Genomic DNA, 25,975 nt, shown 5'->3' on the forward strand with positions numbered 1-25,975 from the left:
GCCGAGGTGCAGGCAAACATGCAATGGTTTTCGGGTCTGCGAACGACGATGGGACGGCTGCTGTGTCGCCCGCCCAAGGCTTTGCTGTTGACCTGTGTCGTGGGGTTTGTCCTGCCCGCCCACGGTGATTGGCCTGCGACCCTCGACGGCGCTGCCGGCGACCCCCTTGCCGCGATGAGGTGGGCCGTGGTGCCCGATGAGGAGTTGGCTGAGCAGCGGGGAGGCCTGATCCGTCGTGATGGGTTTGAATTGGCCCTGGGCATCGAGCGCACCACGGCCATCAATGGGGAAGTGGTGGCCCATACGGTGCTCATGGATCGCTCCGGCGTGAATGTCAAAGTGGCCAGTGGCGGGATGCATATCCGCAATGCCCTGGATGGCCTGACGGTTCAGGCCCTGTCCGGCCCCAACTGGGCATCCGTTGTCCAGAACCAACTCAGCAATCAGATCATCAGCAATCAGACCACCCTGAATGTGGACCTGGCGGGAATGAACCTGAACCGCATGGACATGCGTCGCATGCTGGATGCGCAGATGATTCAGGGTTTGCGGGGCTACTGAGTCGCCTCGCGAGGACATGTCAGAACCGCATGGGAATGCGCAGTGTGACCTGGGTGTCCGGGGCGGCCGAGGTGGCTCCGATCCCCACGGACAGGTTCATGCTGGTTCGCGGTGAAAAGCGGTGTGACAGGCCCCAAAGGAAGGTGCCCACCTGGATGCGGTCGAATGAGGGGTCCAGGGGGGGGGCATTATCGTACTTGGTTTTGAAGACCATGCTGTGGTCGTAGCCCAGACTGATGGAGGTCTGGTTGTTCAGGGCAATGCCTGCGCCCACACTGATACCCAGGGCATCGCCCGGATCGATCCTGCCGATCCCGTCACCCACGTCCCGCTCGATGTTCCACAGGTAGCTGAGGTTGCCGTAGATCACGGCCGGATCGGTGGGGTAGGTCATGGTCAGACTGGGCTGGACGGCCCAGAAGCCCGAGCCCGTGGGCTGTTCAACAAAGATCTCCGTGATCGGGCGTCCGTCATCATCCTCGATGAGCTCACGCTCCACGTCGAACGGGGAGTCTCCCGTGGGCGCCTTGACGCGCAGGTTGCCGATGAAGAAGGGCTTGCCCGTCACGGCCCGGTTGAATTGATAGTGCAGGGCCAGTTCCACGTCCCCAAGACCCTGCCCGTCCGAGCCCGTCACCTGCTCGGCAGGGGTGCCCACGAGGATCTCCCGGCGCCGCAGTGACTCATCCCGCCAGACATACGGTATGCGGATGCCCACCTCCATGCGGTTGGACAGACCGTACCGGAAGGACAGTGCGGCGGTGAGGGTATCCCGCTGCACTTCGGTCAGGTCGATCAGTCCGATGGCAATGGCCGGCAGAATAGTGAATCCGTCGATGGCCACCGTGGTTGATGAACTGTGCACATACTGCAGTGAGGGCTCCACCACCCACCCTCCTTTGGGGGTCAGCAGCCCGCGCTCCTGGAAAACCGCCGCCACGTCGGGTTGGGCTTCTTCCTGGGGAGGGCGTTCGCCAACCTCTCGGGGCGGTGCCTCCTGGGCCCAGGCCGTTTGGGGAATGACCCATGGCAATATGGAGCAGGCGAGTACCAGGTGTGTGCGGGTGAATCTCATGTCCTTGGGGCTCCTTTGCAAGCGGTGTCCGGGTAGGCAGGCATCCAGCAGGCATGTTGGGCGATGCCGCCTTGCCCGCGCGCCATGTCATGGGTTAGCTCTTGACGGTCGTTTGTCCCTGTAAGGGGATGTCATGGCGTCGGGCGAGCCGATACAAGGTGATGCGCGAGACATTCAAGCGGCGAGCCGCGGCGGATACATTGCCCTCGCAGGTTCTGAGGGCTCGGGTGATGGCCTTGCGTTCCGCTTCTGCCCGCACCGCTTCCAGTGAGGCCTGGGGCAGGGTGTTTTCCAGGGCGTCCTCAAGCCCCAGGTCCTCTGGCTGGATGAAACGGTTCTCGCACAACACCATGGCCCGCCGCACGCGGTTGATCAGTTCCCGGACGTTACCGGGCCAGGGGTGTCGGCGAATGGCCTCCAGGGCGGATGCACTGAACCCCTTTACCCGGGCACTGCGATCCCGGGCGAAGGCCTGAAAGAAATGGTGTGCCAGTAGCACGCCGTCCCCATCCCGCTCCCGCAGCGGTGGCATCTCGAAGTTCAGGACATCCAGGCGGTAGAACAGATCCTCCCGGAAACGCCCCTCCTTCACCGCGTCGGTGAGGTTGACGTGGGTGGCGGCCACGACACGCACATCCACCTTGTCTTCATGGTCGCTGCCCACCCTCTGCACCGTCTGGTTCTGCAGGAACCGCAGCAACGAGGCCTGGACCTCCAGGGGCAGGTCACCAATTTCGTCCAGGAACAGGGTGCCGCCATGGGCGGCCTGCACCCGACCACCTCGGGTGCGATGGGCACCGGTGAAGGCCCCGCGCTCGTGACCGAAGAGTTCCGATTGAATGAGAGAAGCGGGCACAGCAGCGCAATTGATGGCTTCAAAGGGTTTGCCGGCCCTGGGGGAGGCCTCGTGTACGGCGCGAGCCGCCAGTTCCTTGCCGGTGCCGCTCTCGCCGGTGATCAACACCGGGGCGGCCACGCGCGCGACCTTGCAGATGGTGCGGCGTACCTGTTCCATGGAAGGACTCTCACCAGTCAGGGGATCCTCTTCTCCCGAGCCGCAGGAGGGGATGCTCGATTGAGCAAGCAGTGCCGCCATGCCGAAGGCATGTCCCAGCACCACTTCCAGCCGGGGAGTATCCAACGGGAAGGAATGAAAGTCGTAACACCAATGGCGCAGGATCTCGCGTACTCGAGGATCCCAAAGGAGGTCGGGTTCCACCAGGGCAAGCCATTCCCGGGTGCCGTGATGCTGAAGAAAGCGCCCCAGCGCCGGCAGGTGTTCCAGTGAGTCGGGCCTCAGCGAAAAGACCCCGACCATGATGCTGGGGTCCCTGAGTAGGGTTTCTGCTTCACCCAGTGAGGAGGCGACCAGGATTTCCCAGTCAGGAGTCAAAAAGGGCGGCTCACCTGGCGTGTCCAAAAGGTCCACCCAGAGCAACCTGTGTGCGTTCACGGCACCAGAGTCCATGCTTAACGGCCTGTCTTTGGCTTATCTTGAGGAACTTCCTGCAGGGTTTGTGCCCATGCTGAATTCTTTTTGTCAATCAATGGGATGGTGTTTTTTTGGGGGCTGCTTATCGCCTGGTATTGTAAAGAAGCATGACAATTCACCCGTGGTACCCCGCGGGAGCGGGTGTTCGCCGCATGATTTGCGGTGAGGGCACTCGGAACGGATCGGGTGCCGGTGTAGACTGTGTGCCATCAGCAACAATCTTCGGAATCACTCCATGCCCCAGTACAGATCTCGCACCACCACCCACGGACGCAACATGGCCGGGGCCCGCGCCCTGTGGCGTGCTACCGGCATGAAGGACGGGGACTTCGACAAGCCGATCATCGCCATCGCCAATTCCTTTACCCAGTTCGTACCCGGGCACGTGCATCTCAAGGACCTGGGACAACTGGTGGCGCGGGAGATCGAGAAGGCCGGCGGCGTGGCCAAGGAATTCAACACCATTGCAGTGGACGATGGCATCGCCATGGGCCACAGCGGCATGCTTTATTCCCTGCCTTCACGGGAGGTGATTGCCGACGCGGTGGAATACATGGTGAATGCCCACTGCGCCGATGCCCTGGTGTGCATCTCCAACTGCGACAAGATCACCCCCGGGATGCTCAATGCCGCCATGCGCCTGAACATCCCCACCGTGTTCGTCTCCGGCGGCCCCATGGAGGCGGGCAAGGTGCGCCGCGGCGAGCAGGTGATCAGCCTGGACCTGGTGGACGCCATGGTGGCAGCGGCCACGCCTGGGGAGAGCGATGAGAGCGTGATGGAATATGAGCGTTCCGCCTGCCCCACCTGCGGTTCCTGTTCGGGCATGTTCACCGCCAACTCCATGAATTGCCTGACCGAGGCCCTGGGCCTGTCACTGCCCGGCAATGGCTCCTTGCTGGCCACCCATTCCGGCCGTCGCGAACTGTTCCTGCAGGCAGGTCGGCAGGTGGTGGAACTGGCGAGGCGCTACTACGAAGGTGACGATGACGCCGTGCTGCCCCGCTCCATCGCCAGCATGAAGGCCTTTGAGAATGCCATGAGCCTGGATATTGCCATGGGTGGCTCCACCAATACGGTGCTGCATCTGCTGGCGGCGGCCCGGGAAGGGGAAGTGCCCTTCACCATGGAGGACATCGACCGGCTCTCCCGCAAGGTGCCCAATGTCTGCAAGGTGGCCCCGGCCACCCAGAAATACCACATGGAGGACGTGCATCGGGCCGGTGGGGTCATGGCCATCCTGGGTGAACTGGATCGGGGTGGCCTGATCCACTCGGATGTGCCCACGGTGCACAGCCCCAGCCTGGGGAAGGCCCTGGATGAATGGGATGTGGCGCGCCCCACCCGCTCGGAAGAGGCGCGGGAGCGTTATCTGGCGGCACCCGGCGGGGTGCCCACCCAGGAGGCCTTCTCCCAGTCGCAACGCTGGGACGACCTGGATCTGGATCGCGAGCAGGGCTGCATCCGGAATGTGGCCCACGCCTATTCCCGTGACGGGGGGCTGGCCGTTCTGGCGGGCAATCTGGCCGCCGATGGCTGTATCGTCAAGACGGCGGGCGTGGACGAGAGCATCCTGAAGTTCTCTGGCCCGGCGCGGGTGTTCGAGAGTCAGGATGCGGCGGTCGAGGCCATCCTGGCGGATCAGGTCAAGGCAGGAGATGTGGTCCTCATCCGCTACGAGGGCCCCAAGGGCGGCCCGGGCATGCAGGAGATGCTCTATCCCACCAGCTATCTCAAGTCCAAGGGACTGGGCAAGGACTGCGCCCTGATCACCGACGGGCGCTTCTCCGGGGGGACCTCGGGGCTGTCCATCGGCCATGTGTCTCCGGAGGCGGCCGAGGGGGGCGCAATCGGTCTGGTGGAAGAGGGGGATACCATCGAGATCGATATCCCCGGTCGCAGCATCCGTATCGCCGTGGAGGATGCGGAACTGGATCGACGCCGCCAGGCCATGGAGGCCCGGGGCGAGGCGCGGGCCTGGCAGCCGGTGAGCCGCCAGCGGGTGGTGAGCCAGGCCCTGCAGGCCTACGCCCTGATGGCCACCTCGGCCTCAAAGGGGGCCGTGCGTGACCTGTCCCAGTTGAAGCTCAAGCGCTGAGAAAGGTGAGACGGGCCATGGGGTCAGCCTTTTTGTTGGGTTGACTCAACGCTCTAGCCGATAAAGCAGGTCCATGCTCTGGGCCTCGCTGCTTGAGCGTGTCTCCAGGCTCAGGTTGCGGGAGAGCTCGTAGCGCAGCATGACAGTGTTGACTCGATCGAACAGGCCCACGCTGTAGCGCAGGAACAGGCGCGGTGAGAGATATTTGCCCATCATCAGGGCCGACTCTTCCAGTCCGGTATCCGTGTCTACGGTAAACTCGTCCAGACCCAGTTCCTGACCCACTCGATCGGTGATGAAGCCGCCCTGTTCGATCCCGTACAGAGCCACCGCGGAGACGATGGCATTGCCGTCACCTTCGCCTGCCCCGGAGAGGGGGCGACCCGTCACCAGGAAGGCCAGGGCCTCGCTGTCTTCCATGGGGGGCTCCGAGAAGACCCGGGAACGGGGTTCCTCCAGGGTGCCACCGATCTCCAGCCCCACGACCACGTCGTGGGCAGGCACGCGCCGGGAGGCACGCACGTTCAGGCCCGGATTCTCCGGTGGACCCTGGAACAGGATGATGCCCCGCTCCACCGTGAGGTCCTGCCCATAGGCCTTGTAGCGGCCTTCGGCCACACGCACCTCGCCGACCAGGCGCGTGGGCATGCCCGGTGAGTCCTGTACGGCAATGTCGCCGGTCAGACGGGCATCCAGGCCGTAGCCACTGATGCGCACATCGTCACCCAGGATGACACGCACCCGGGCGATCACCATCATGCCTTCCTGCTCCTCGTCTCCCTTGTCCACGATGAACTCGTCCCCGGAGACGGAGACGGCCTGGGGCGGCAATTCCACCAGTTCCACCCGTGCTTTGGGGATCTCCACCTGGCCGGTGACGATGACCCGCTGGCCAATGATCGTGATGCGCAAGTCCGGGGTGACCTGGGCCTGGATATCGGGGCGGCGGACTGCCTGGAAGTGGTCCCCACGGATGTTGATGATGATGGGCATGTCATCCTCATCGCCCAATTGCACCTCGCCATCCACCGCCAGGGTGCCGGGACCGGAGCGCATGTCCCCTTCGAAAACCAGACGTTCCAGGCCGTCGTTGCGCAGGTTCAGGTTCAGGGCCTCTACGGTAATGCCTGCCTCGGAGATGAAGGCCGTGCCCTCGGTGAGGTTCAGCTGGCCTTCGATGCGAGGGTCGGCGGTGGTGCCGTTCACGGCCAGGTCCACCCGCAGGCGACCTCCGGGGTCAGTCACCTGGGGGACCAGTGGTATCAGCCAGCGGAATTCGTCCAGGGCCACCTGGAGCTCACCGTCCAGATTCAGGTCGCTGTCGTCCCGCTGACGGGCGTCCAGTCGGCCATTGATGCGTCCGCCCTCCAGAAAGCCCAGCGCCAGGCGGGCAGTGATGTCCCGGTCATCCACTTGCAGATCCACGTGGCCGTCCTGGTAGGGAATGATGTGTTCCTCGTCGTCCAGGTCCCGCAGACGGATCTCGCCGGCACTGGGCTCCACCCGTGCCTCAAGCCACAGTTGATCGTCCAGGCGCAGGCTGGCGGTGGCCCCAACTGAGCCATCCACCCGTAGGTTGGGGGGCAGGAACGGTTTTAGCACCGCCAGGGAGAGATCGTTCAGTTGCAGGTCGGCCGTGGTGCCTGCCTCAGCGGACCAGTCACCGTTCAGGCACAACCGGGCCGTGTCCTGTGCGAGGCAGAGGCGGTCTTCCAGACGCGCGCTGCTGGGGGAGGCATTGAGCCCCACGTCGGTTTCCAGCTGCCAGGCGCCGGCCTGGGGCTGCTCCACGGTCAGGCGGGTCAGTCGGCCCGCCCAGGTGGGCCCTTCGTCCAGGGCGCCGGCCAGGGTGAGTCCCAGTTGGCCCTGATCGGACTCCAGGTCCAGGGTCATCTCATGAGCCTGCGCGGTGCCACGACCCTGAAGGCTCAGGGTGCGCAACTCCAGGCCCTCGCCCAGTTGCAGGCCACGGGCTTCCAGGTCCAGGCGCAGGGGGCTGTCGGGGCTCACCCCGGCCTCCAGGTCCAGATCCAGTCGAGCCAGGGAGAGCCCCCCCAGGCCCAGGTCGCGGATGTCTGCCCGGGTGGAGACCACCGGGGCCTCCAGGGGGCCGCTCACCTGTCCACTGGCGGTGCCCCGACCTTCCAGGCCCGGCCAAAGGGCTGGCAGGTCCGGGGCATTGAGATCAAAGTCCAGTGCCAGGGTATCGCTCACCCGACCACGGGTGCTCAGGCGGTTGTCGCCCACGCCCAGTCTCAAGCCGGGGGTGTTGAGGGTGGTGCCGTCGATGACTACCTGCCCCTGGCCAGTCACAGGATAGTCACGCAGTTGCCCCGCCAGACGCTGCAGGTCCACCTGTGCCACCACCCCCTGTTCCGGATCCAGACGCCCCTGGGTGTGCAGATCCAGGTTGAGGCGACCGGTCAGGTCCGCCATGAACTCAGCGGGATTCAGGTCCCGTCCACGGACTTGTAGTGCCCAGTCCGGGTCATCGACCCAGCCCAGGCGACCGGCCACTTCCAGGTTGCCGGCCGGACTGGTCACGGACAGGGGAGCCAGATTCAGGGATTCCAGGTTCCCATCGGCGGCGAGGGCCAGGTTTACAGCGGGCAGGTCGGTGACCTGCAGGGCCGCGCTCAGGCCCAGTTCATAAGCCTCCAGACCACCTCGCGTGGTGAGGGTGCCCGAGGCCACGGACAGGCGCTGTTCGGGTGCCAGTTCCAGCTCGAAGGGTTCCCACTGGTGGGTCAGGTCAAGATTGAGATCGGTGATCGGTTGATCGATGCGACCCGCGCTGACCAGGGACAACGGACCCAGCAACCGATGATGGATTGTCAGGCTGTCCAGATCTCCCTCCAGGGCCAGTCGCCCGCGGGCGGGTTCGTTCGGCAAGAGCTCCCGGGTGGCCTCGGGCAGATCCAGTTGCCAGTCCAGCGACAAGGCAAGGGGGTAAGGTTGGGCCAGAGCCGCACGGCCGGAGGCCCTGGCCTGGACGTCGGGCGTCTGGACGTTCAGATCACGGATGAGGGCACGCTCGGCATCCAGGTGCAGGCTCAGGCGCACCTCATCCACGAGGATCGGTTCCGCCTGCTCCTGGGTGCGAAAGCGGATGTTCTGAATCACCCCTTGGATCAGATCCACCGTGACCGGCATGGGGATGGCCTCGGGCAGGGTGAAGGGCTCATCCGGATCGGGGGGCGGGGCATTCGGGTCCGGCGTGAGGGTGAGATCCAGGCCCTGGGCGTCCAGTGCATTGATGTGGACCGCCAGCCCGGTCAGGGGTAACAACTCCATGCGCAGGTCCAGGCTTTCCAGGGACGCGGTGAGGGCCTCGTGGGTGTACGCGACCCCTTCGGCCCGTAGGCCGCTGAGCAGGGTGCCGCTCACCTGCTCGATGTACAGCTCCCCCGGCACGAAGCCCACGCCCTGCTTCACCAGCAGGCGCGCACCGGGTTCAGTGGCCACCAGGGCGGTCACCAGACCGGTGACCAGGGCCACCAGCAGCAACAGCACCACGGCGAGGCTGATCAGGGCGCGGCGTATCACAGGTCCATCCCCATGGTCAGGTGCAGCCGGAAATTGTCGTCGCCGTCGGTCGGATGGGCGATATCCACACGGATCGGGCCGATGGGTGAACGCCAGCGCACACCAGCGCCGACGCCGTACTTGGCCTTGTAGTCGTCCAGGTCGTCGAAGGCGTTACCGCCGTCCACGAAGACAGCGGCACTCCATTTGCCGACGATGGGGTACTCGGCCTCCAGGCTGGCGGTGAAGAAGTGCTGCCCACCAATCACCTCGCCGTCGTTATCGGTGGGGCCCAGTTCACGATAGCCATAGCCGCGCACGCTGTTGTCGCCACCGGCGAAGAAGCGCACGGAACTGGGCAGCTCCACGAATTCGTCGACTGCCGTGATGCCGGCGTCAGCCCGGGTGAGCAGCCGACCCCGGCCCAGGGGGATGATCAGCTTGGCCCGACCCGTGGCCTGGCCGAAGGTGACGGTGGAGAGCAGGTCCTCGGAGGCACCACGTACGTTGGCGCTCAGGCGCCAACCCTGGCGCGGGAAGATGGGGTGATCTGACTGGATACGGGACCACTCCAGCCCGGGGGTCAGCAGACGTGAGGTGCCCCGGGTATCAGAGATCTCATAATCCTCGTGTTCGTAGCGGAGGAAGCGGGTGTGGGTCCAGCCCGAGGGCTTCTGCCGGATGTGGGCGATGCCCAGAGTGAACAGGTCGCCATCGGCGTTGTCGGTGCTTTCGGTCTGGAACCCGGTGGTGAGATCCACCCGTTCCCGGGCCGGATCGCCCAGGGGGATCTGATAGTTGAGGCCGATGCTGGAGCGCACCGGTGCCAGTTCCAGGTCCGCGCTGTAGCGATGCCCCGAGCGATTGGCACGGTGGTTTTCCAGGCCCAGGCGCAATCGGGGGCCGATATCCGTGCTCAGGCCCACGCCGGCCAGATAGGACCACTGGTTGCGGGCATCCAGGGTGGCGGTGATGGGCACTTCCAGATCCTGGGCTTCCTCCGGTTGGGTGTCCACGCGCACGTTGGCGAAGTAGCCGCTGTCGATGAGGGCCTGCTGCAACTGGATCAGGCGTTGGCTCTCGAAGGTCTGTCCTTGCTCAAAGGGAACGAATTTCTGACCCAGTTCATCATGAAGGATGTCCTGGTTCAGGGTGACCGGTCCGAAGCGGTAACGCGGGCCACTGTCCATGTGCACCACGATATCGGCGGCCTGCTCGCTGAGTTGAACGCGGATCTGGGTGGTGGTGAAGCGGGCATCGAAATAGCCACGGGAGGATGCCAGCCGGTTCAGGCCGCTCTTGATTTGTTCATATTGGTTGTGGCGAAGGCGCTGGCCTTCGCGCAGGGGGAGATCGCGCAGGTATGCCTGGAAGGCTGAATCCTCGGTGGCGCCCCCACTCAAGGTGACGTCAATGGTACGGATGCGCACGGGCGGCCCCGGATCCAGCCGTACGTTCAGTTGCCAGCACTCGTCGAGGCGCTGAAGATCAACCTCGATCTCCGGACTGTAGTAGCCCAGGGCCCGAAGGGCCTTGCGGGTGTCTTCGCGGGCTGCCCTCACCAGGGGGCGCTCACGCCAGGCGGGCAGGTCGCAGCGCGCCGAGGAAAGGCCCAGATGGGCACGCACATTGTCCTGGATCTCGCTGTTGCCACCGGAGATCTCCGCCTGAGGGTTGCCCCAGGCAGTCGACGTGGCGATGAGCAACAGGACGCCCACCCCATACACCACCCATCGGATGTGGGGAGGGGAGGTGCAGGTGAGCGATGGTGGGGGGTGGGCTGGTGTCATGGGCCGATGAATGATCCTTTGCCGTCGGACACCGGATGGGTCGCCTGGTTCACGGGAGTGAGCGGGACCGGGTCCTTGGGGGTGATGCCAAGGATAACCCATAGGCCTTGAGTCTGCTCAAGCCCCGCGGGCGGCGCACCGTACCCATCGGCATCTGCCACACTGGCCCCGCGGGGTGTGGGCCTGATCAACCCTGAAGCGGTCGGCCCCGCAGGCTGCGGGGGGTCTGACGGCGATGGTTGAGGATGACCACCACGCCCTCCCGCTTGCCCTCCGGCAGGGACTGCACGATGGCGCGGCCCAGTGGGCGGGGCAGGTGCTCGAAAAGGCGGGCGACGGTATAGGTGGGCAGCCCCCCGGCCAGACGCACCGCATCCTGCTGGGGGATGTGCTGAAGAACACCGATCTGGGATGACTCGGCCAGCTTCAGGAACCGCGTGCGGGCCGTCTGGTAATGCCCTTGCCTGACAGCCCGGTCCACGGTCTGCAGTGCCGGGTCCTGACGCTCGTCAATCCAGTGAATGGCCTGGTAGTGGTTGGCTTCGAAGCGGTCGTTGGCCTTGGTCATCATCTCGGTCATCTCATTGTTTCCTTCTTGCCGGGGGGCGTGCTGCGCGGTGTGGCGGGTGTGGCAACAGGCGGGGCCGTGGAGAGATGATCCCGATATCAATACACCTCTCCCACGGCACCGGGGAAACCGGGCATGGGTGGTGAAGTCGGGGTCGGGTTCTCCCGTGCGTTCCGGAGGGCGGCGCCAGGGGGAGAGCCCGGGAAGGTCAGATGACCGTTGCGGGGCGCTCGTCCCGATGGACGCTGCACATCATCCTGGGACAGGCCGGAAGGGCCGCCGCGCGTGTGCCGTTTGTACTGCAACTGTCCATACGAGAGGTGGATCCTCTATTGCCTCACAAAGGCCCCCGGTCAGGGCTTGTCGCCTGCATGGGGAGGCAAGTGAGGCGCCAATGGGCCGCCATTCGCATCCCCCCCGGGAACGGGCGCCACCATAACGCTTCGGGAGGTATTTTTGAAGAGCTTTTCAGGCCTTTTTTCATGCCACTGGTCTGCCCTTCAAAGCCATGCCCGGGGGTGATATGTTCATGCCTTCTCCCACGGATCAGGGAAGTGCTTCGATGCCCATGGATGTGCCTGTGAAACAGCCTCCTCACTCCCTTTCAGCCGGGGTTGCCCTGAGCCTCACCCTCGGTGATCTCGAGCTGCCCGTTGTCGCCCTGCGACTGCGTGAGGGTCTCTCCCGGATCACCCGCATGGAGGTGGACGTGGTCCACGCCGGGCCGGAGTGTCTGGCATGCCTGGGGGCCCCGGCCCGTTTGACGCTCTCCTCCTGTTTGAGCCCCGCGCGTGAATGGCTGGGCGTTCTGACCGCCTGTCGCCCGAGTTGCAAGGCTGAGGATGTGGGGCGGCGCTGGCGCCTTACCCTGCGTAGCCGGCTGGCGGGGTTGACCCTGCATCGGGACACGCGCCTGTTCATTGGTCTGGATGCCGTGGGGCTCACCCGGGAATTGCTGGATCCGCTGGGGCTGGCGGTGGATGCCCGGCACCTTACCCGGGATCACCCCCGCCGTGGAGCCATCCTGCAAGCGGATGAGCGCGACGCCGATCTGCTGTTCCGGGTGCTGGCTCGTGCCGGGATCCATACCCGGTTGACCGTGGCCGAGGGCATGGAAACATTGCGACTGGAAGATGGCGCGGGCATGCCCGGGCACCGGGTGCTGAACTGGCTGGGATCGCCTGGGGGGTGGGGGGATCGACCCGCGGGCGTGCTCAGCGCCCGGGGACATCATCGCGCGGTCTGCCGGCAGATCCGTGTTCAGGGGCGGCTGGCCGACGGAAGGCCCTGTGTGGCCACCGCGGACAGCGGTCATGGCGAAGGCGTGCAAGACCATCCCGGTTGGGGGTTGCATGATAGCCGAAGCCTGGAATGGCGGGCCTGGATTCTGGCTCAGCGTGAGGCCTGTCGAGCCCATGGCTTGTTGCTGGAGACCACCGTGCAGGATCTGCATCCCGGAGACCGGATCCAGATAGCGGCCCCGGGTCACCCCGCGGTCCCGCGAGGGGTGTGGCGTGTGGAATCCATTCTGCACGGAGCGCAGGCGGATGAGTCGGGTGGCTGGGGATACCGCAATCGTGTGCGGTTGTGCCCCGGGGACATCCCCTACCAGCCCGCGGAGCCGCGTCGGTACGGGGGGCCGGTGCCGGATATGCTGCAGGCCCGGATTCAGGGTCTTTCCGATCCCCACATGGATGACGCCGGGTGTCAGCGGGCCCGTGGCCTGTTCATGGATGTGGGCCTGATGGCGCCCGAGGCGGAGCCACACTGGCCGCGTCTGACCCCCTATGCCGCCCCACCGGGGCAGGACGGGCGGGCCAGTGGCTGGCACACCCCGTTGCAGCCGGGGCAACCCGTGAGCCTGATGATCCTGGGCGGGGATCCGGATGGTTTTGCGGTGATTGCCGGGGCCGGTTTCGATGGGGCCCACGCCAATCCGGTCGATGCCCGGGATGACCGTCGGCATCTCTACCGCAGTGCTGGCGGTCACACCCTGCTGATGGATGATCGGGAGGGGCGCGCACTGCTGAAGCTGTTCACCCGTGACGAGCAGCACCTGCTGGCCCTGGATGCCCGCATGGATGCCGCCGCCTTGTCCCTGATCTGTCGCCAGGGCGCGCTCATTGCCACCACCGGTGGTTGTTTGCACATACGGTGCGGCGCCCACCTGGATTCATGGGCAGGGGGGAATCGGCATGAGCGTGTGGCAGGCGAAGCCTCGCTTCAGGCATCCGGGCAGTGTATCCATCGGGCCGCGGGCGACTGGCGGGCGCGTGTCCGTCATCACGTGATCATGGACGCCGAGGCGGATCTGCGAGCCATGGCGACCCGGCGGTTGACCCTCTCCGCCGGCGCCGGCTTGGGCCTTGAGGTGATGGCGGGAGAGGGCCAATGGCGGGTGGAAGGGGATCTTGACTGGTGGGCGGACCAGGATCTTCATATCCAGTCCCGGGGTGGGCGTCCTATTGTCATCGGCACGCCCGAAGCGGGGATCACCCTGCTGCCGGCGCGTGGTGTGGTGATCCTTCATGGCCGGGCCATCCATCTGGCAGCCCCCGCCGTGAATCTGCGGGGTCGGGTGGAGCATCACCTCAACGGGGGAAGATGACCAGGTGGTTGAAGCCCAGTTTGAGCGGGATGCGCTCTCCCAGGGCGAAGTTGTAATGGGAGGGTGTCAGACACAGCACCCGGGTGCCGCTGCCCAGTTGCAGGTTATAGAGGAAGCTGGCACCACGAAAGGCCTTGTCCATGACCTCGCCGAAGATCTCGCTGTCATCATCGGGCAGGATGTCATCGGGCCGCACCAGCACATCCACCGGGGCACCCGGACTGCAGTTCTGGGGTACGCTGCCGGTGATGGTGCCCAGTTCCGTTTCCACCTCATGCTCGCTGAGCACCTGGCCGGGCAGCATGCGGCCCTGGCCGATGAAGTCGGCCACGAAACGATCCCGGGGCCTGTGATAGAGGTTGTACGCGGTGTCCCACTGCAATACCCGCCCGGCGTGGATCACGGCAATGCGGTCGGCAAAGGCGAAGGCCTCGTTCTGGTCATGGGTGACCAGCATGGCGGTGATCTCCTCCTGCTTGAGGATGGCCCGCACCTCCCGTGCCAGGCCTTCGCGCAGTTCCACGTCCATGTTGGAGAAGGGTTCGTCCAGGAGCAGTACCCGGGGGCGCGGGGCCATGGCCCGGGCCACGGCGATGCGCTGTTGCTGGCCCCCGGAGAGGGCATGGGGATAGGCTTCCCCATAGCCGTCCATGGAGATCAGGCTGAGCAGTTCCGTGACCCGTCGGCGGCGCTGCCTGGCGGACTGGCCGCGGATGCCAAAGGCGATGTTTTCCGCCACGGTCAGATGCGGGAACAGGGCGAAATCCTGAAAGACCATGCCCACCTGGCGGCGTTCCGGTGGTTGAGTGCGCCCAGGGCGGCTGACCTCCTGGCCCTCGAGCCGGATCCGCCCGTCACTGATGGGCTCAAACCCGGCAATGGAGCGCAGCAGCGTGGTCTTGCCGCAGCCACTGGGGCCCAGCAGGCAGCCGATGACGCCGGTGTTCAGGGTCAGGGTGACTTCGTGGACGACGTCGGTACCGTCGTAGCCCACGCTCACGTGGTCGATCTCAAGCAGGCGTGTCATGTCCGGGTCTTGAGCGGCTGATGGTGCGGCTGATCAGGATCACGGGGATGATCCCGGCCAGGACGATGGCCATGGCGGCACTGGCGGAATCCGCCAGGCGCTCGTCCGAGGCCAGCTCGAAGGCGCGCACCGCCAGGGTGTTGAAGTTGAAGGGGCGCAGTATCAGGGTGGCGGGCAGTTCTTTCAAGATGTCCACGAATACCAGCAGCAGCGCCGTGAGAATGCTGCCACGCATGATGGGCATGTGCACATGCCAGAGCACGGTGCGGGGTGCAGAGCCCAGGGAGCGAGCGGCATCGTCCATGGAGGGTTTGATCTTGCCCAGACCCGCCTCGACCGTATTCAGCGAGACGGCCAGAAAGCGCACGCAATAGGCAAACACCAGGGCTACCAGGGTGCCCGAGAGGAGAAGCCCGGTGGAGATGCCGAAGGTATCACGCATGAAACTGTCGATGGTGTTATCGACCCAGGCAAACGGCAGCATGATCCCCACGGCAATGACAGTGCCCGGGATGGCGTAGCCCATGCCGGCGATGCGCACGGCGGCGTTGGTGGTTCGGGAGGATTCCAGGCGTTTGCCATAAGCCATGATCAGGGACAGGAACACCGCCAGCACCGCGGCGATGGCCGCCAGGGAGACGCTGTTCCACACCAGCCCCAGGAACTGCGGCTGCAGCCACATGTGGGTGGTCTTCATGGCCCACTGAGTCAGCTGACTGGAGGGCACCACAAACCCCAGGACAATGGGCAGCAGGCAGGCGACGAGGGCGCCGGTGCGAGCCCAGCCCTTGAGACGATAGCGGGGGAGACGGGAATAGCGGGCACTGGTGTGATGGAATCGGGCGCGGCGCCGGGAGTAGCGCTCCAGCACGATCAGTACCAGCACAAAGGTCATCATCAGGGCGGCCAGTTGTGCCGCGGCCCCCGGATCGGCCATACCGAACCAGGTGCGGAAGATGCCGGTGGTGAAGGTGGGGATGCCGAAATACTGCACCGTACCGTAGTCGGCCAGGGTTTCCATCAGGGCCAGGCTGAGGCCGGTGATGATGGCTGGCCGGGCCAGGGGCAGGGCCACACGCCGAAAACCCGCCCAGGGACTGGACCCCAGGGTGCGGGAGACCTCCAGCACGCAGATGGACTGTTCCAGGAAGGCGGCCCGGCTGAGCAGATACACATAGGGATAGAGCACCAGCGTGAGCATGGCGATGGCCCCGGACAGGGAGCGGATCTCGGGGAACCAGTAATCGCCGTAGCCCCAGCCGGTGAGATCGCGGATCTGTGTCTGCACCGGGCCGGCAAAATCCAGCATGCCCGTGTAGGTATAGGCGATGATGTAACCTGGCATGGCCAGAGGCAGGAGCAGGGCCCATTCAAAGGCGCGCCTGCCCGGGAAGTCGCACATGCTCACCAGCCAGGCGGTGGAGACGCCGATGAGCAGCACCCCGACGCCGACGCCCAGCATCAGGATCAGCGAGTTGACCACGTAATCCTGCAGCACGGTCTGGCGCAGGTGCAGCCACACTTCCGAGGCGGGCACGAAGACATGGGCAAAGATGACCAGGATAGGCAATGACAACACGCCCGCGATCAGCAGCGTGACGATGGTCCAGCCTTCCGGTCTGCGCCAGCGGGGACGCGGCAGCGTGCCCCCCAGGGTAGCCAGGGCCGATCTCATGAAGTGCTTGGGTAATGGTTCATGGGCATGAGGACGCTCAAAGCCTGACATAGTAACGCGTCGCAGCCCGGAAGACAGCCTGTCAGCCCCTCTCCCCATCGGGGAGAGGGGCTGGGGGAAGGTCTCACCAAGACACTTACCGCCAGTTCGCCCGGTCCATCAGGCGCACGGCCTCGGCATTGTATTCACCCAGTTGGCCCAGGTTGACGGCGTCGGGTTTGAAGTCACCCAGCTCGGACAGGGTGTCGCTCCATTCAACACCTGGCTTCACGGGGTACTCCTGGTTGGCCTCGGCATACCACTGCTGTGCCCGGTCGCTGGCCATGAATTCCAGGAGCTTCACGGCGTTATCGACATTCTCAGTATGGGTGATCAGGCCGGCACCACTGACGTTGACATGGGCCCCCCGACCTTCCTGATTGGGCCAGAACACGCTGATGGCCTCCGCAGTGGCTCGCTCGGTGTCGTCGTCGGAGTTGAGCATCTGCCCCAGATAATAGGTGTTGGCGATGGCGATGTCGCAGACACCGGCCACGGCGGCACGGATTTGATCACGGTCGCCGCCCCGGGGCGGTTGAGCCATGTTGGCCACGAGCCCACGCGCCCACTCTTCCGTTTCCTCCTCACCGTTGGCGATGATCATGGAGGCCACCAGGGACTGGTTGTACACGTTGCTGGAGGAACGGATGCAGATGCGCTGTTGCCATTGCTCGTCCGCCAGGGCCTCGTAGGTGGACAGTTGTTCCGGATCCACCTCGCCCGTGACATACATGATGGGGCGCGCGCGCATGGACAGCCCGTACCAGTAACCCTCTGGATCCCGCAGACTTTCCGGGATGGCCTCCTTGAGCACTTCGGAGTCAACCGGGCGCAGTACACCGGCCTCCTTGGCGTTGTGCAGATTGCCAGCGTCCACGGTGATCAGGACATCAGCGGGGGTGTTCCGGCCTTCGCTGCGCAAACGCTGCAGCAGAGTATCGGCCCGGGCACTGACGATGTTGACGCGAATGCCGGTCTCCTCGGTGAACTCATCCATCAGGGGTTTGATCAGCGCTTCCTGCCGGGCCGAGTAGACGTTCACTTCATCGTTGGCAAAAAGGGGCAGGGGCAGGGTAAGGGCGGTCACGGCGGCGACGGTGAGGCTCGCCAGTGCGGTGATGGGGCGTTGGATCATGGAAGGAGTCACTCCCTATCGTGAAGGTTCAATGCCCGGCGGATACCGGGATAAACAAGAACGATTGTCATTTTGTTTTGCGTCCATGTCAACAGGATCTGTTTGCCGACCTTAGTCAGCGCCGGATGTTTGCGGCATACTGTGAAGTCACCTGTCGTTGGCCTAGAGATTCTCCATAGGGGGCACCCGTGGATAAAGAAGCACTGAAGATTCCCAAGAAGCTCAAACCGGTCAAGGCCTGGGTGCATCCTGATGGTCTGGTTCTGGGGTCCCTGTTCGTTCATCTGCAAAGCGCTCGCTACCTGGGGGAAGAGTCGCCAGCGGAGATCCTCAACGGGCCCGAGCCCTTCTTCGTGATTCAGTGCGGCGAAGACGAAACGCGATTCTACAACAAGCATTCGGTGGTGCGACTGGAGCACGCGGTGGATGCACCCGGATCCGAGGACAACGCGGTCTGCCTGGGAGCCCGACTGCATCTCATGGACGGCTCCAATCTGGTGGGGACCATCCGGGAGTTGCTGGACCCGCAGAATGCCCGTCTCTACGATTACATCAATATCCATGATCAGCGCTTTGTGCGCCTGTTCCTGTCGGATACGGAGGTCACGCTGGTGAACAAGGCCTACATCGTGCGTGTCTCGCCCGATGATGATGCCCCCCGGGATTGATCGTGGCCGCGTTCCGCGGCATCTCCGGAACGGGGCTCGTGCCGGTGCGCCCTCGACCGCAGGATGTCCCGATGAGGGCGATCCGTCGTGAGTGTGTTCAGCGATTTTCGAGCCGACCGTCAGATCCAGCGTCTGCTGGATGCCGGGGATCTGGGTGAAGCGCAGGCCCAAAAGCGTCTTGAGAAACTGAGGTCCCTGGGGGATGCCGGTGTACGTCGTCTGCTGCACGGGCTGGGAGATGCCTCGGGTGAGGGCCTGTCCCGCACCATGGAGCTGCTGCGATGCCTGGTGTGCGACAAGACGCTACCGGTTTTTCTGCAGGCGCTGTCTGACACCAACCCGACCCAGGTGGACCGAGTGACTCAGATCCTTGAGGAGGCCCGGGGATTCGACCCCAACCCTCTGGCGCGGGCCTTTCGTGATCCCCATGTGTCCAAGTCGGCCCTGGTGCGAGTGTTGCACGCCCATCGGGCTCGACTCAACGCCAGCCTGCTGTTGCGCGAGGCCTATGAACTGCCACCGCTGGATCGCAATGCCCTGTTCCGGGTGGTTGACGAGGTGGCCGACGAGGTGGTGCTACCGGATCTGATGAGCCGCGCCTCGGGGAAGGATCCGGTGATCCGGCGCATGGTGGTGAGGGTGCTGCGTCGCTTTGATACCCCCGCCGTGCGTGCCATCCTGCAGGAGCGACTCAGTGACGAGGACAGGGGGGTGCGTGGCGCCGCACTGGAGGCCCTGATGGCACTGGGCGCGGTGGATATGGACGCCGCCTCCCTGTGCGCCTTGCTGCATGACCCGGACATCAACGTGCAGCAAAAGGCCATCGACGCCATCATCAAGCTCGATGACCCGCATATCATGCGCCCTCTGTTGCCGGTGCTGCAGGATGAGTCGGAGTATGTGCGCCGGGCCGCTGTGGAGGTGCTCAATGGGGTGGGCAATGCCAGCAACATCAAGGAGTTGCTGGTGTCCATCAAGGACGAGGACTGGTGGGTGCGAGCCCGTTCCGCCGACGCGCTGGCACAGATTGGCGGGCCCCGGGTGGTACGGGCGGTGGTGGAACTGATTCGTGATGAAGACGAGTTCGTGCGCCGCTCGGCGGTGGAGATCCTCAACTCCACCCGTGACGAGACGGCGTTGACCTACCTGATTGATGCCCTGGAGGACTCGGACTGGTGGGTGCGCGAGCGCGCTGTGGATGCCCTGGGCAGCATTGGCAATACCGCTGCGGTGCCGGCCCTGCTGAAGATGCTGGACCGGGATGCCGATGCCGCTCCGGTGGTGGTGCGCGCCCTGGCCCGCCTGCAGGATGACCGTGCAGTGGAACCCCTGATACAGCGCCTGGCCGATGGTGATCGCGCCGTGTGTCTGGAGGCGATGAATGCCCTGGTGGACCTGGCCGATGCCCGAACTGCCGGCGATATTCTGACGGCCGTTCGCCGTGTGTCCGCTGCCGGCGATAGCGAACTGCAGGATATGGCGCGGGATGCCAGTGCCCGGCTGGAGGCCAGGTTTGCCGTGTCTTCGCTCGGGCAAGGCGTCTCGGGTCAAGCCCTGCCCGAAGCCACCTCCATGCTGGATAGTGATACCGGGCAGATCGCCGTCACACGGACCGGCGCGGATGAGACTGCCGCGGGTACCCGTCGCCTGAGCTTTCACGGCGCGGGCCTGGACCTGGAGGCCCTCAAACCCGGCGAGACACTGGGGGAACGCTACCGTTTCATCCGTCGTGTGGGCAAAGGCGCCTTTGGCACCGTACTGCTCATGGAGGATGTGATGATCTCCGAGACCATCATCCTCAAGGTGATGAACCCGCAGTTGGCTGCCGACGAGGAGATGATCAAGCGCTTCGTTCAGGAGCTGCGTCTGTCGCGCAAGATCACTCACGAGAACGTGATCCGCATCTACGACTTCCTGACGGTGCAGGGGGTGCTGGCCATCTCCATGGAGTATTTCCCGTCTTCCACCCTGGGCGTCGTCCTCAAGCAGGAGCGTCCCATGCCTCAGGACAGGGCGGTGGGCTTTGCCGCCTGCATTGCCGCCGGCATCGGTGCCGCTCACCAGGTGGGTGTCATCCACCGGGATCTCAAGCCGGGCAATGTGCTGATCAACAACCGGGAACAACTCAAGATCGTGGACTTCGGCATCGCCTCGGTGACCGGTTCGGCGGACACCCGCCTGACCCGTACCGGCATCCTCATCGGCACTCCCAAGTACATGGCCCCGGAGCAGGTGACGGGCCGCAAGATCACCCACAGTGCCGACATCTATGCACTCGGGGTGATGTTGTACGAGATGATCACTGGGCAGGTGCCTTATAGCGGTGAAGACCAGATGGCCATCATGTATCAGCACGTGCAGGGGCAGGCGACGCCGCCCCATGAGATCAGCCCTGGGATTGACCGCGAGCTCAGCGCCATCGTGATGACCATGATGGCGGTGAACCCGGAGGATCGCTATCCCACCATGCGGGATGTGCGCAAGACGCTGTTAGAGTTCCAGCAAGAGCGGTGGGCCTGATGGCCTGCACGGCTGGATTGGCTGCCTGAACGAGACCTTGCCATGCCCAGAATCGACGCCTTTCTCAAACTGGCCAGGGAACAGGGGTGCTCCGATCTGCACCTGGCGGTGGGGGTGCCCCCCATGCTGCGCATGAATGGCGAGTTGATGCCCATCCGGTTTCGCGACCTGGGCGATCGGGAGTTGGAGGCCTACGTGATGGAGATCCTCACCCCGGCGCAGAAGGATCGGTTTCGAGGCGGGGATGATCTGGATTTTTCCTATGTGAATGACGATGTGGGCCGGTTCCGGGCCAATCTCTTCCGCAAGGCCACCGGGGTGGGCGCCACCTTCCGGTACATCCCTGCCCAGGCGCCAGCGCTGGACAGCCTGGGACTACCGCCGGTGGTGACCCGGATGGTGGATCATCATCAGGGCATGGTGCTGGTGACCGGCTCCACCGGCACCGGCAAATCCACCACGCTGGCGGCCATCATTGATCACATCAATACCCGTCGTTCAGTGAATATCATCAGCCTGGAGGATCCGGTGGAGTTCGTGCACCGCTGCAAGCGGGCCCAGGTGATCCAGCGGGAGGTGGGCACCCACGTGCCCAGCTTTGCCAAGGGTCTGCGGGCCGCCCTGCGCCAGGATCCGGATGTGATCCTGGTAGGGGAGCTCAGGGATGTGGATTCCATCATCATGTCCATGGTGGCCGCCGAGACGGGTCACCTGGTCCTGGGCACCCTGCACACCACCTCGGCGGTGAAGACCATCGACCGTATCCTGGATGCCCTGCCACTGGAGCAGCGCGAGCAGGGCAAGACCTTTCTCTCCCAGAACCTGCATGGGGTGGTCACCCAGAATCTGGTCAAGTCCGCCGATGGGCGAGGCCGCCGGGCCATTGTCGAGTGCCTGGTGATGAACCGGGCCATTGCCCGCATGATCATGTCCGACAAGGTGCACCAGATCCCTTCCCAGATGCAGACAGGTCGTGACCAGGGCATGCAACTCCTGGATCAGGCCCTGCTGGAGGCCATACAGCGCAATGAAGTGGACCCGGACGATGCCTATCAGTACGCCACCGATAAGCAGGCCTTTCAGCGGTTTGTCACCGATTCCAGCCTGTTGCCCCGGATCAATCTGGCGGGGGGATGATTGATGCACCAGGTAGACGGTTTTCTGCGGGAATTGATTGCGCGGGGCGGCTCGGATCTGCATCTGATCGGTGGTGACCCGCCGCGCTTGCGCATCAACGGCGAGTTGGAGAATCTCTCCGATGAGGCCCTCACCTCCCAGACGGTGAATGATCTCACCGCGGAGATCCTGCCCAATGCGGCACGCCAGACCTTCGAGCGGGAGGATGGGGCCGATTTCGCCTATGCCATCCCGGATCTGGCGCGTTTTCGTGTGAACCTCTCCCGGCATCTCAACGGCCTGGCGGTGGTCTTTCGTGCCATTCCCGCCCGTGCCCTGTCGTTGGGTGAGTTGAACATGCCCCCGGTGATCGCCAGCCTGGGGATGCAGCGCCATGGTTTGATCCTGGTGACGGGCAAGACGGGATCGGGCAAATCGACCACCCTGGCGGCCCTGGTGAACGACATCAACGAGCGCCGTCGTGGTCATATCATCACCATCGAGGACCCCATCGAGTTCATCCACGAACGCAAGCGCTGCCTGATCAGCCAGCGTCAACTGGGTTTGCACACCCCCAGTTTCGCTGCCGCCCTGCGCTCGGCGCTGCGCGAGGATCCCGACGCCATCCTGGTGGGGGAAATGCGCGACCTGGAGACCATCTCCCTGGCGGTGACCGCGGCCGAGACGGGTATCCTGGTACTGGGTACGCTGCATACCAACGGGGCCGCAGCCACGGTGGATCGGATCATCAATGCCTTTCCAGCCATGAAGCAGGCCCAGATCCGCACCATGCTCTCCACCTCCCTGCGCGGGGTGGTGTCCCAGCAATTGGTGCGGCGGGCCGATGGGAGCGGTCGGGTCGCGGCGGTGGAGATCCTGGTGAACACCCCCGCTGTGGCCAATCTGGTGCGCGAGGGCAAGACGGACCAGCTGCCCGGCACCATGCAATCCGGCGCCTTGGTGGGCATGCAGACCATGGATGCCGCCTTGCGGCGATTGGTGGACGCAGGCCAGGCCACCCCCGAGGAGGCCCGGCATCACGCGGTCAACAAGTCTGAATTTGGCGGTGGCCCGCCTTGAACCCCCAACCCGTTGCTCTTGAGTTGCCCCGATGACATTGCCTGCTCCTGAAGACCTGCCGCTTGATGCCGTGCCCAACGCCGCCCGCGCCAGCGTGAACCATCTTGGTGATGACTTCCTGAAGGCCTGTGAGCGTGAGGGCGTGTCCCTGAATGCGTGGCCGGACCTTATCGGGATGGTCTGGTATTACAGCGATTTTGTGGCCCGGACCTGCGTGCGACGACCGGCCTTGTTCGTGGATCTGGTGACGTCGGGGGATCTGGAACGGTCGTATGAGGATGGGGAGATGGCCCGTCATGTGGCCGAGGCCCTGGAAAATGCCACCGATGAGCCGGCTCTGATGCGTGCCCTGCGCCGGGTGCGCAACCGGGAGATGGTGCGCATTGCCTGGCGTGACCTGGCGGGCCTTTCCGACCTGAATGAGGCCCTGGAGGATCTGACCTGCCTGGCCGAGCATCTGATCGACGAGGCCCTCACCTGGCAGCATCGGGAACTGGCACGGCGACACGGTGAACCCCGGGATGCCCAGGGCCATGCCCAGCGACTGGTGGTGCTGGGCATGGGCAAGCTGGGGGGGCGGGAGCTGAACTTCTCCTCGGATATCGACCTGATCTTCGCCTACCCCCAGCCCGGGCAGACCGATGGGGAGCGTTGCCTGGAGAACCAGCAGTTCTTCATCCGCCTGGGCCAGCGCCTGATCAAGGTGCTCCATGAGAAGACTGCTGATGGTTTCGTGTTCCGCGTGGACATGCGACTGCGGCCCTTTGGCGATGCCGGTCCGCTGGTGATGAGTTTTGATGCCCTGGAGGATTATTACGAGAGCCATGGCCGGGAATGGGAGCGCTATGCCCTGATCAAGGCCCGTGCCGTGGCCGGGGACCGGGAAGGCGCCGAGCAACTGCATACCCTGCTCAGGCCCTTTGTCTATCGCCGCTATCTGGACTACGGGGCCTTTGCGTCGCTGCGGGACATGAAGGCCATGATCAACCGCGAGGCGGCGCGCAAGGGCAAGGAGCGGGATGTGAAGTTGGGTGAGGGCGGTATCCGCGAGGTGGAGTTCGTCGGGCAGGCCTTCCAGCTCATCCGTGCCGGCCGCGATCCCTCGCTGCAGTTGCGTGGCATCCGCCCGGTGCTGGATCAACTGGCCCGTCAGGAGGTCATGCCGGACTATGCCGTGGAACAACTCAAGGAGGCCTATGCCTTCCTGCGGCGCACGGAGAATCGCTTGCAGATGGTGGCGGATCAGCAGACCCATTGTCTGCCCTCCGATCAGGCCGGTCAGTTGCGTCTCGCCCTGTCCATGGGCTTTGCCGACTGGGAGGGGTTTGAGACTGCCTTGGGCCGCCATATGCGTCGCATCCATGGGCACTTCGAGCAGGTGTTCGCGGCGCCCCAGCGCGCGGACGAGGAGGGCGAGGCGGCTGCCCAGTCCGAGGTGCAGCGCGATCTGGCGGCCCTGTGGGCAGGCAGCCTGGGGCATGAACGCGCCCTGGAGGTGCTGGTTGGGCTGGGGTTGAAGGATCCCGAGACGGCCCTCTCGGCCGTGGAGCATTTGCGTGAAAGCAGCGCCTGTCGCTCGTTGACCGCCACCGGAAGGGAGCGCCTGGATCGCCTGATGCCATTGATGTTGGGCGTTTTGAACGGCCTGGAGGAAGCCGATGCGACACTCAGTCGTCTGCTTCGGCTGGTGCAGACCATCGCCCGGCGTTCAGTGTACCTCTCCCTGCTGGTGGAAAACCCTCTGGCCTTGTCGCAACTGGCGCGCCTGTGCGAGGCCAGCCCCTGGATCGCTGACCACCTCACCCGCTATCCCCTGCTGTTGGATGAATTGCTGGATCCCCGCAGCCTGTATGCTCCACCAGATCGCCAGGGGCTGCGCGAGGCAGTGGAGGACGAGTTGGTACAGGTGCCTCTGGATGACCTGGAGCAGGTGATGGATCGCCTGCGCATGTTCAAGCAGGTGCAGGTGCTCAAGGTGGCGGCAGCCGACATCATGGATGTGTTGCCGGTGATGAAGGTGAGCGATCACCTCACCTGGATCGCCGAGGTGGTGCTGGAAAAGGTGCTGTCGCTGGTGCTGGAACAGCTCATCGCCAAGCACGGCCGACCCCGCTGCCTGATCGATGGTGAGCCCTATGAGCCGGGCTTCGCCGTGGTGGGATATGGCAAGATGGGAGGGCTGGAGCTGGGTTATGGTTCGGACCTGGATATTGTGTTCCTGCACGACAGCCGGGGTGATCAGGCCATGACCGATGGGGATCGCTCCCTGGATAACAGTGAGTTCTTTGCCCGGGTGGGGCAGCGCATCCTGCATTTTCTGGGGGTGTTCACCGGCGCCGGACGACTCTACGAGGTGGACACGCGCCTGCGCCCCAGCGGTGCCGCCGGGCTGTTGGTGATTGGTCTGGAGGCCTTCGAGGACTACCAGATGAACTCTGCCTGGACCTGGGAACACCAGGCCCTGGTGCGGGCCCGCCCCGTGGCCGGTGATGCCCGGATTGCCGAGGCCTTCCAGGCCATGCGTCAGCGTGTGCTTGGGCGCGAACGGGATCCTGATGAACTCAAGCGCCAGGTGCGCGAGATGCGCGAGAAGATGTGGAAAGAGCACGCCAGTCGTGATCCCGCGCGCTTTGATCTGAAGAGAGACCCTGGCGGTATCGCGGATATCGAATTTATGGTGCAATACCTGGTTTTGGCACATGCCAGAGAGTATCCGGAGTTGTCCACCTATCCGGACAATATCCGTATCCTGGAATCACTGATCGAGACCGATCTGATGTCCAGGGACGCTGCCGTGTTCCTGATGGATACCTACCGGGCCTTCAGGGACCGTATCCACGAACTGACGCTTCAGGATCAGACGACGCGTGTGGATGCGGCTCGGTGGTCCCGGGAGCGGGACCGGGTGCGCGCTTACTGGCAGCAGTTGATGACCTGACCCATCGCCCCTCCCGGCGGTGTTCCATCCCCCGGTGGGGGCACTGATGATCGAATATTC

At 64.4% G+C, this 25,975-nt stretch carries 16 protein-coding genes; 8 read left to right on the forward strand and 8 right to left on the reverse strand.

The window, feature by feature from the left end; translation table 11 throughout:
• The first annotated feature begins 18 nt into the window (after positions 1–18).
• Complete coding sequence (locus tag BMY52_RS02695; RefSeq protein WP_143050409.1) at positions 19–561, forward strand: hypothetical protein; 543 nt, start codon at positions 19–21, stop codon at positions 559–561.
• Between the two features lie 19 nt (positions 562–580).
• On the opposite strand, the gene BMY52_RS02700 is transcribed toward BMY52_RS02695, so the two are convergent.
• The gene (locus BMY52_RS02700) at positions 581–1,636 is read right to left on the reverse strand and encodes a transporter (protein WP_090250613.1); all 1,056 of its coding nucleotides are present in this window, start codon (positions 1,634–1,636) and stop codon (positions 581–583) included.
• Positions 1,637–1,730: 94 nt separating this feature from the next.
• Complete coding sequence (locus tag BMY52_RS02705) at positions 1,731–3,029, reverse strand: sigma-54 dependent transcriptional regulator (protein ID WP_177169818.1); 1,299 nt, start codon at positions 3,027–3,029, stop codon at positions 1,731–1,733.
• Positions 3,030–3,363: 334 nt separating this feature from the next.
• Here BMY52_RS02705 and ilvD point away from each other — a divergent pair, with 334 nt between their 5' ends.
• Positions 3,364–5,226 (forward strand): dihydroxy-acid dehydratase, encoded by a 1,863-nt coding sequence (gene ilvD / locus BMY52_RS02710; protein WP_090250619.1) that lies wholly within the window; start codon positions 3,364–3,366, stop codon positions 5,224–5,226.
• Between the two features lie 45 nt (positions 5,227–5,271).
• Here ilvD and BMY52_RS15830 read toward each other — a convergent pair whose 3' ends face one another.
• From BMY52_RS15830 to BMY52_RS02725, 3 genes are all read right to left on the reverse strand, one after another.
• Entirely contained in the window at positions 5,272–8,772 is a 3,501-nt protein-coding gene (locus tag BMY52_RS15830; protein ID WP_090250621.1) for a translocation/assembly module TamB domain-containing protein, read from the reverse strand.
• Positions 8,769–10,541: an autotransporter assembly complex protein TamA gene (locus tag BMY52_RS02720; RefSeq protein WP_090250624.1), complete on the reverse strand. Its 1,773-nt coding sequence runs from the start codon at positions 10,539–10,541 to the stop codon at positions 8,769–8,771. Before BMY52_RS02720 ends, BMY52_RS15830 begins: the two co-directional genes overlap by 4 nt.
• A gap of 187 nt (positions 10,542–10,728) precedes the next feature.
• Positions 10,729–11,121, reverse strand: coding sequence for a magnesium and cobalt transport protein CorA (locus tag BMY52_RS02725; protein WP_090250627.1), 393 nt, complete (start codon positions 11,119–11,121; stop codon positions 10,729–10,731).
• Between the two features lie 517 nt (positions 11,122–11,638).
• Here BMY52_RS02725 and BMY52_RS02730 point away from each other — a divergent pair.
• Positions 11,639–13,717, forward strand: coding sequence for a contractile injection system protein, VgrG/Pvc8 family (locus BMY52_RS02730; RefSeq protein ID WP_177169819.1), 2,079 nt, complete (start codon positions 11,639–11,641; stop codon positions 13,715–13,717).
• Here the strand turns inward: BMY52_RS02730 and BMY52_RS02735 are convergent.
• From BMY52_RS02735 to BMY52_RS02745, 3 genes are all read right to left on the reverse strand, one after another.
• Positions 13,701–14,744 (reverse strand): ABC transporter ATP-binding protein, encoded by a 1,044-nt coding sequence (locus BMY52_RS02735; RefSeq protein ID WP_090250632.1) that lies wholly within the window; start codon positions 14,742–14,744, stop codon positions 13,701–13,703. The two genes, BMY52_RS02730 and BMY52_RS02735, sit on opposite strands and share 17 nt — an antisense overlap.
• The gene (locus BMY52_RS02740; RefSeq protein ID WP_090250634.1) at positions 14,728–16,419 is read right to left on the reverse strand and encodes an ABC transporter permease; all 1,692 of its coding nucleotides are present in this window, start codon (positions 16,417–16,419) and stop codon (positions 14,728–14,730) included. Before BMY52_RS02740 ends, BMY52_RS02735 begins: the two co-directional genes overlap by 17 nt.
• A 136-nt stretch (positions 16,420–16,555) precedes the next feature.
• Positions 16,556–17,593: a Fe(3+) ABC transporter substrate-binding protein gene (locus tag BMY52_RS02745; protein WP_090250637.1), complete on the reverse strand. Its 1,038-nt coding sequence runs from the start codon at positions 17,591–17,593 to the stop codon at positions 16,556–16,558.
• A 188-nt stretch (positions 17,594–17,781) separates the two neighbouring features.
• Between BMY52_RS02745 and BMY52_RS02750 the strand changes: the two genes are divergently transcribed.
• From BMY52_RS02750 to glnE, 5 genes are all read left to right on the forward strand, one after another.
• Positions 17,782–18,261 (forward strand): hypothetical protein, encoded by a 480-nt coding sequence (locus tag BMY52_RS02750; RefSeq protein WP_090250640.1) that lies wholly within the window; start codon positions 17,782–17,784, stop codon positions 18,259–18,261.
• Positions 18,262–18,348: 87 nt separating this feature from the next.
• Positions 18,349–20,781, forward strand: a complete 2,433-nt coding sequence (locus tag BMY52_RS02755; RefSeq protein WP_090250642.1) for a HEAT repeat domain-containing protein — start codon at positions 18,349–18,351, stop codon at positions 20,779–20,781.
• Positions 20,782–20,823: 42 nt separating this feature from the next.
• On the forward strand, positions 20,824–21,918 hold the full coding sequence (locus tag BMY52_RS02760) for a type IV pilus twitching motility protein PilT (RefSeq protein ID WP_090250645.1): 1,095 nt from the start codon (positions 20,824–20,826) through the stop codon (positions 21,916–21,918).
• A 3-nt stretch (positions 21,919–21,921) separates the two neighbouring features.
• Positions 21,922–22,977: a type IV pilus twitching motility protein PilT gene (locus tag BMY52_RS02765; RefSeq protein ID WP_090250647.1), complete on the forward strand. Its 1,056-nt coding sequence runs from the start codon at positions 21,922–21,924 to the stop codon at positions 22,975–22,977.
• A 31-nt stretch (positions 22,978–23,008) separates the two neighbouring features.
• Positions 23,009–25,915 (forward strand): bifunctional [glutamate--ammonia ligase]-adenylyl-L-tyrosine phosphorylase/[glutamate--ammonia-ligase] adenylyltransferase, encoded by a 2,907-nt coding sequence (glnE, locus tag BMY52_RS02770; RefSeq protein ID WP_090250650.1) that lies wholly within the window; start codon positions 23,009–23,011, stop codon positions 25,913–25,915.
• Positions 25,916–25,975: the final 60 nt, after the last annotated feature.

Origin of the sequence: Ectothiorhodospira marina, assembly GCF_900109495.1 — a bacterium.
Taxonomy (GTDB): domain Bacteria; phylum Pseudomonadota; class Gammaproteobacteria; order Ectothiorhodospirales; family Ectothiorhodospiraceae; genus Ectothiorhodospira; species Ectothiorhodospira marina.

What these genes read in the sequence shown, in the direction of transcription:
- BMY52_RS02695 (WP_143050409.1), top strand. Translation starts at nt 19, where the DNA reads ATGCAATGGTTTTCGGGTCTGCGAACGACGATGGGACGGCTGCTGTGT.
- BMY52_RS02700 (WP_090250613.1), bottom strand. Translation starts at nt 1,636, where the DNA reads ATGAGATTCACCCGCACACACCTGGTACTCGCCTGCTCCATATTGCCA.
- ilvD (WP_090250619.1), top strand. Translation starts at nt 3,364, where the DNA reads ATGCCCCAGTACAGATCTCGCACCACCACCCACGGACGCAACATGGCC.
- BMY52_RS02720 (WP_090250624.1), bottom strand. Translation starts at nt 10,541, where the DNA reads ATGACACCAGCCCACCCCCCACCATCGCTCACCTGCACCTCCCCTCCC.
- BMY52_RS02725 (WP_090250627.1), bottom strand. Translation starts at nt 11,121, where the DNA reads ATGACCGAGATGATGACCAAGGCCAACGACCGCTTCGAAGCCAACCAC.
- BMY52_RS02730 (WP_177169819.1), top strand. Translation starts at nt 11,639, where the DNA reads ATGCCTTCTCCCACGGATCAGGGAAGTGCTTCGATGCCCATGGATGTG.
- BMY52_RS02735 (WP_090250632.1), bottom strand. Translation starts at nt 14,744, where the DNA reads ATGACACGCCTGCTTGAGATCGACCACGTGAGCGTGGGCTACGACGGT.
- BMY52_RS02740 (WP_090250634.1), bottom strand. Translation starts at nt 16,419, where the DNA reads ATGAGATCGGCCCTGGCTACCCTGGGGGGCACGCTGCCGCGTCCCCGC.
- BMY52_RS02745 (WP_090250637.1), bottom strand. Translation starts at nt 17,593, where the DNA reads ATGATCCAACGCCCCATCACCGCACTGGCGAGCCTCACCGTCGCCGCC.
- BMY52_RS02760 (WP_090250645.1), top strand. Translation starts at nt 20,824, where the DNA reads ATGCCCAGAATCGACGCCTTTCTCAAACTGGCCAGGGAACAGGGGTGC.
- BMY52_RS02765 (WP_090250647.1), top strand. Translation starts at nt 21,922, where the DNA reads ATGCACCAGGTAGACGGTTTTCTGCGGGAATTGATTGCGCGGGGCGGC.
- glnE (WP_090250650.1), top strand. Translation starts at nt 23,009, where the DNA reads ATGACATTGCCTGCTCCTGAAGACCTGCCGCTTGATGCCGTGCCCAAC.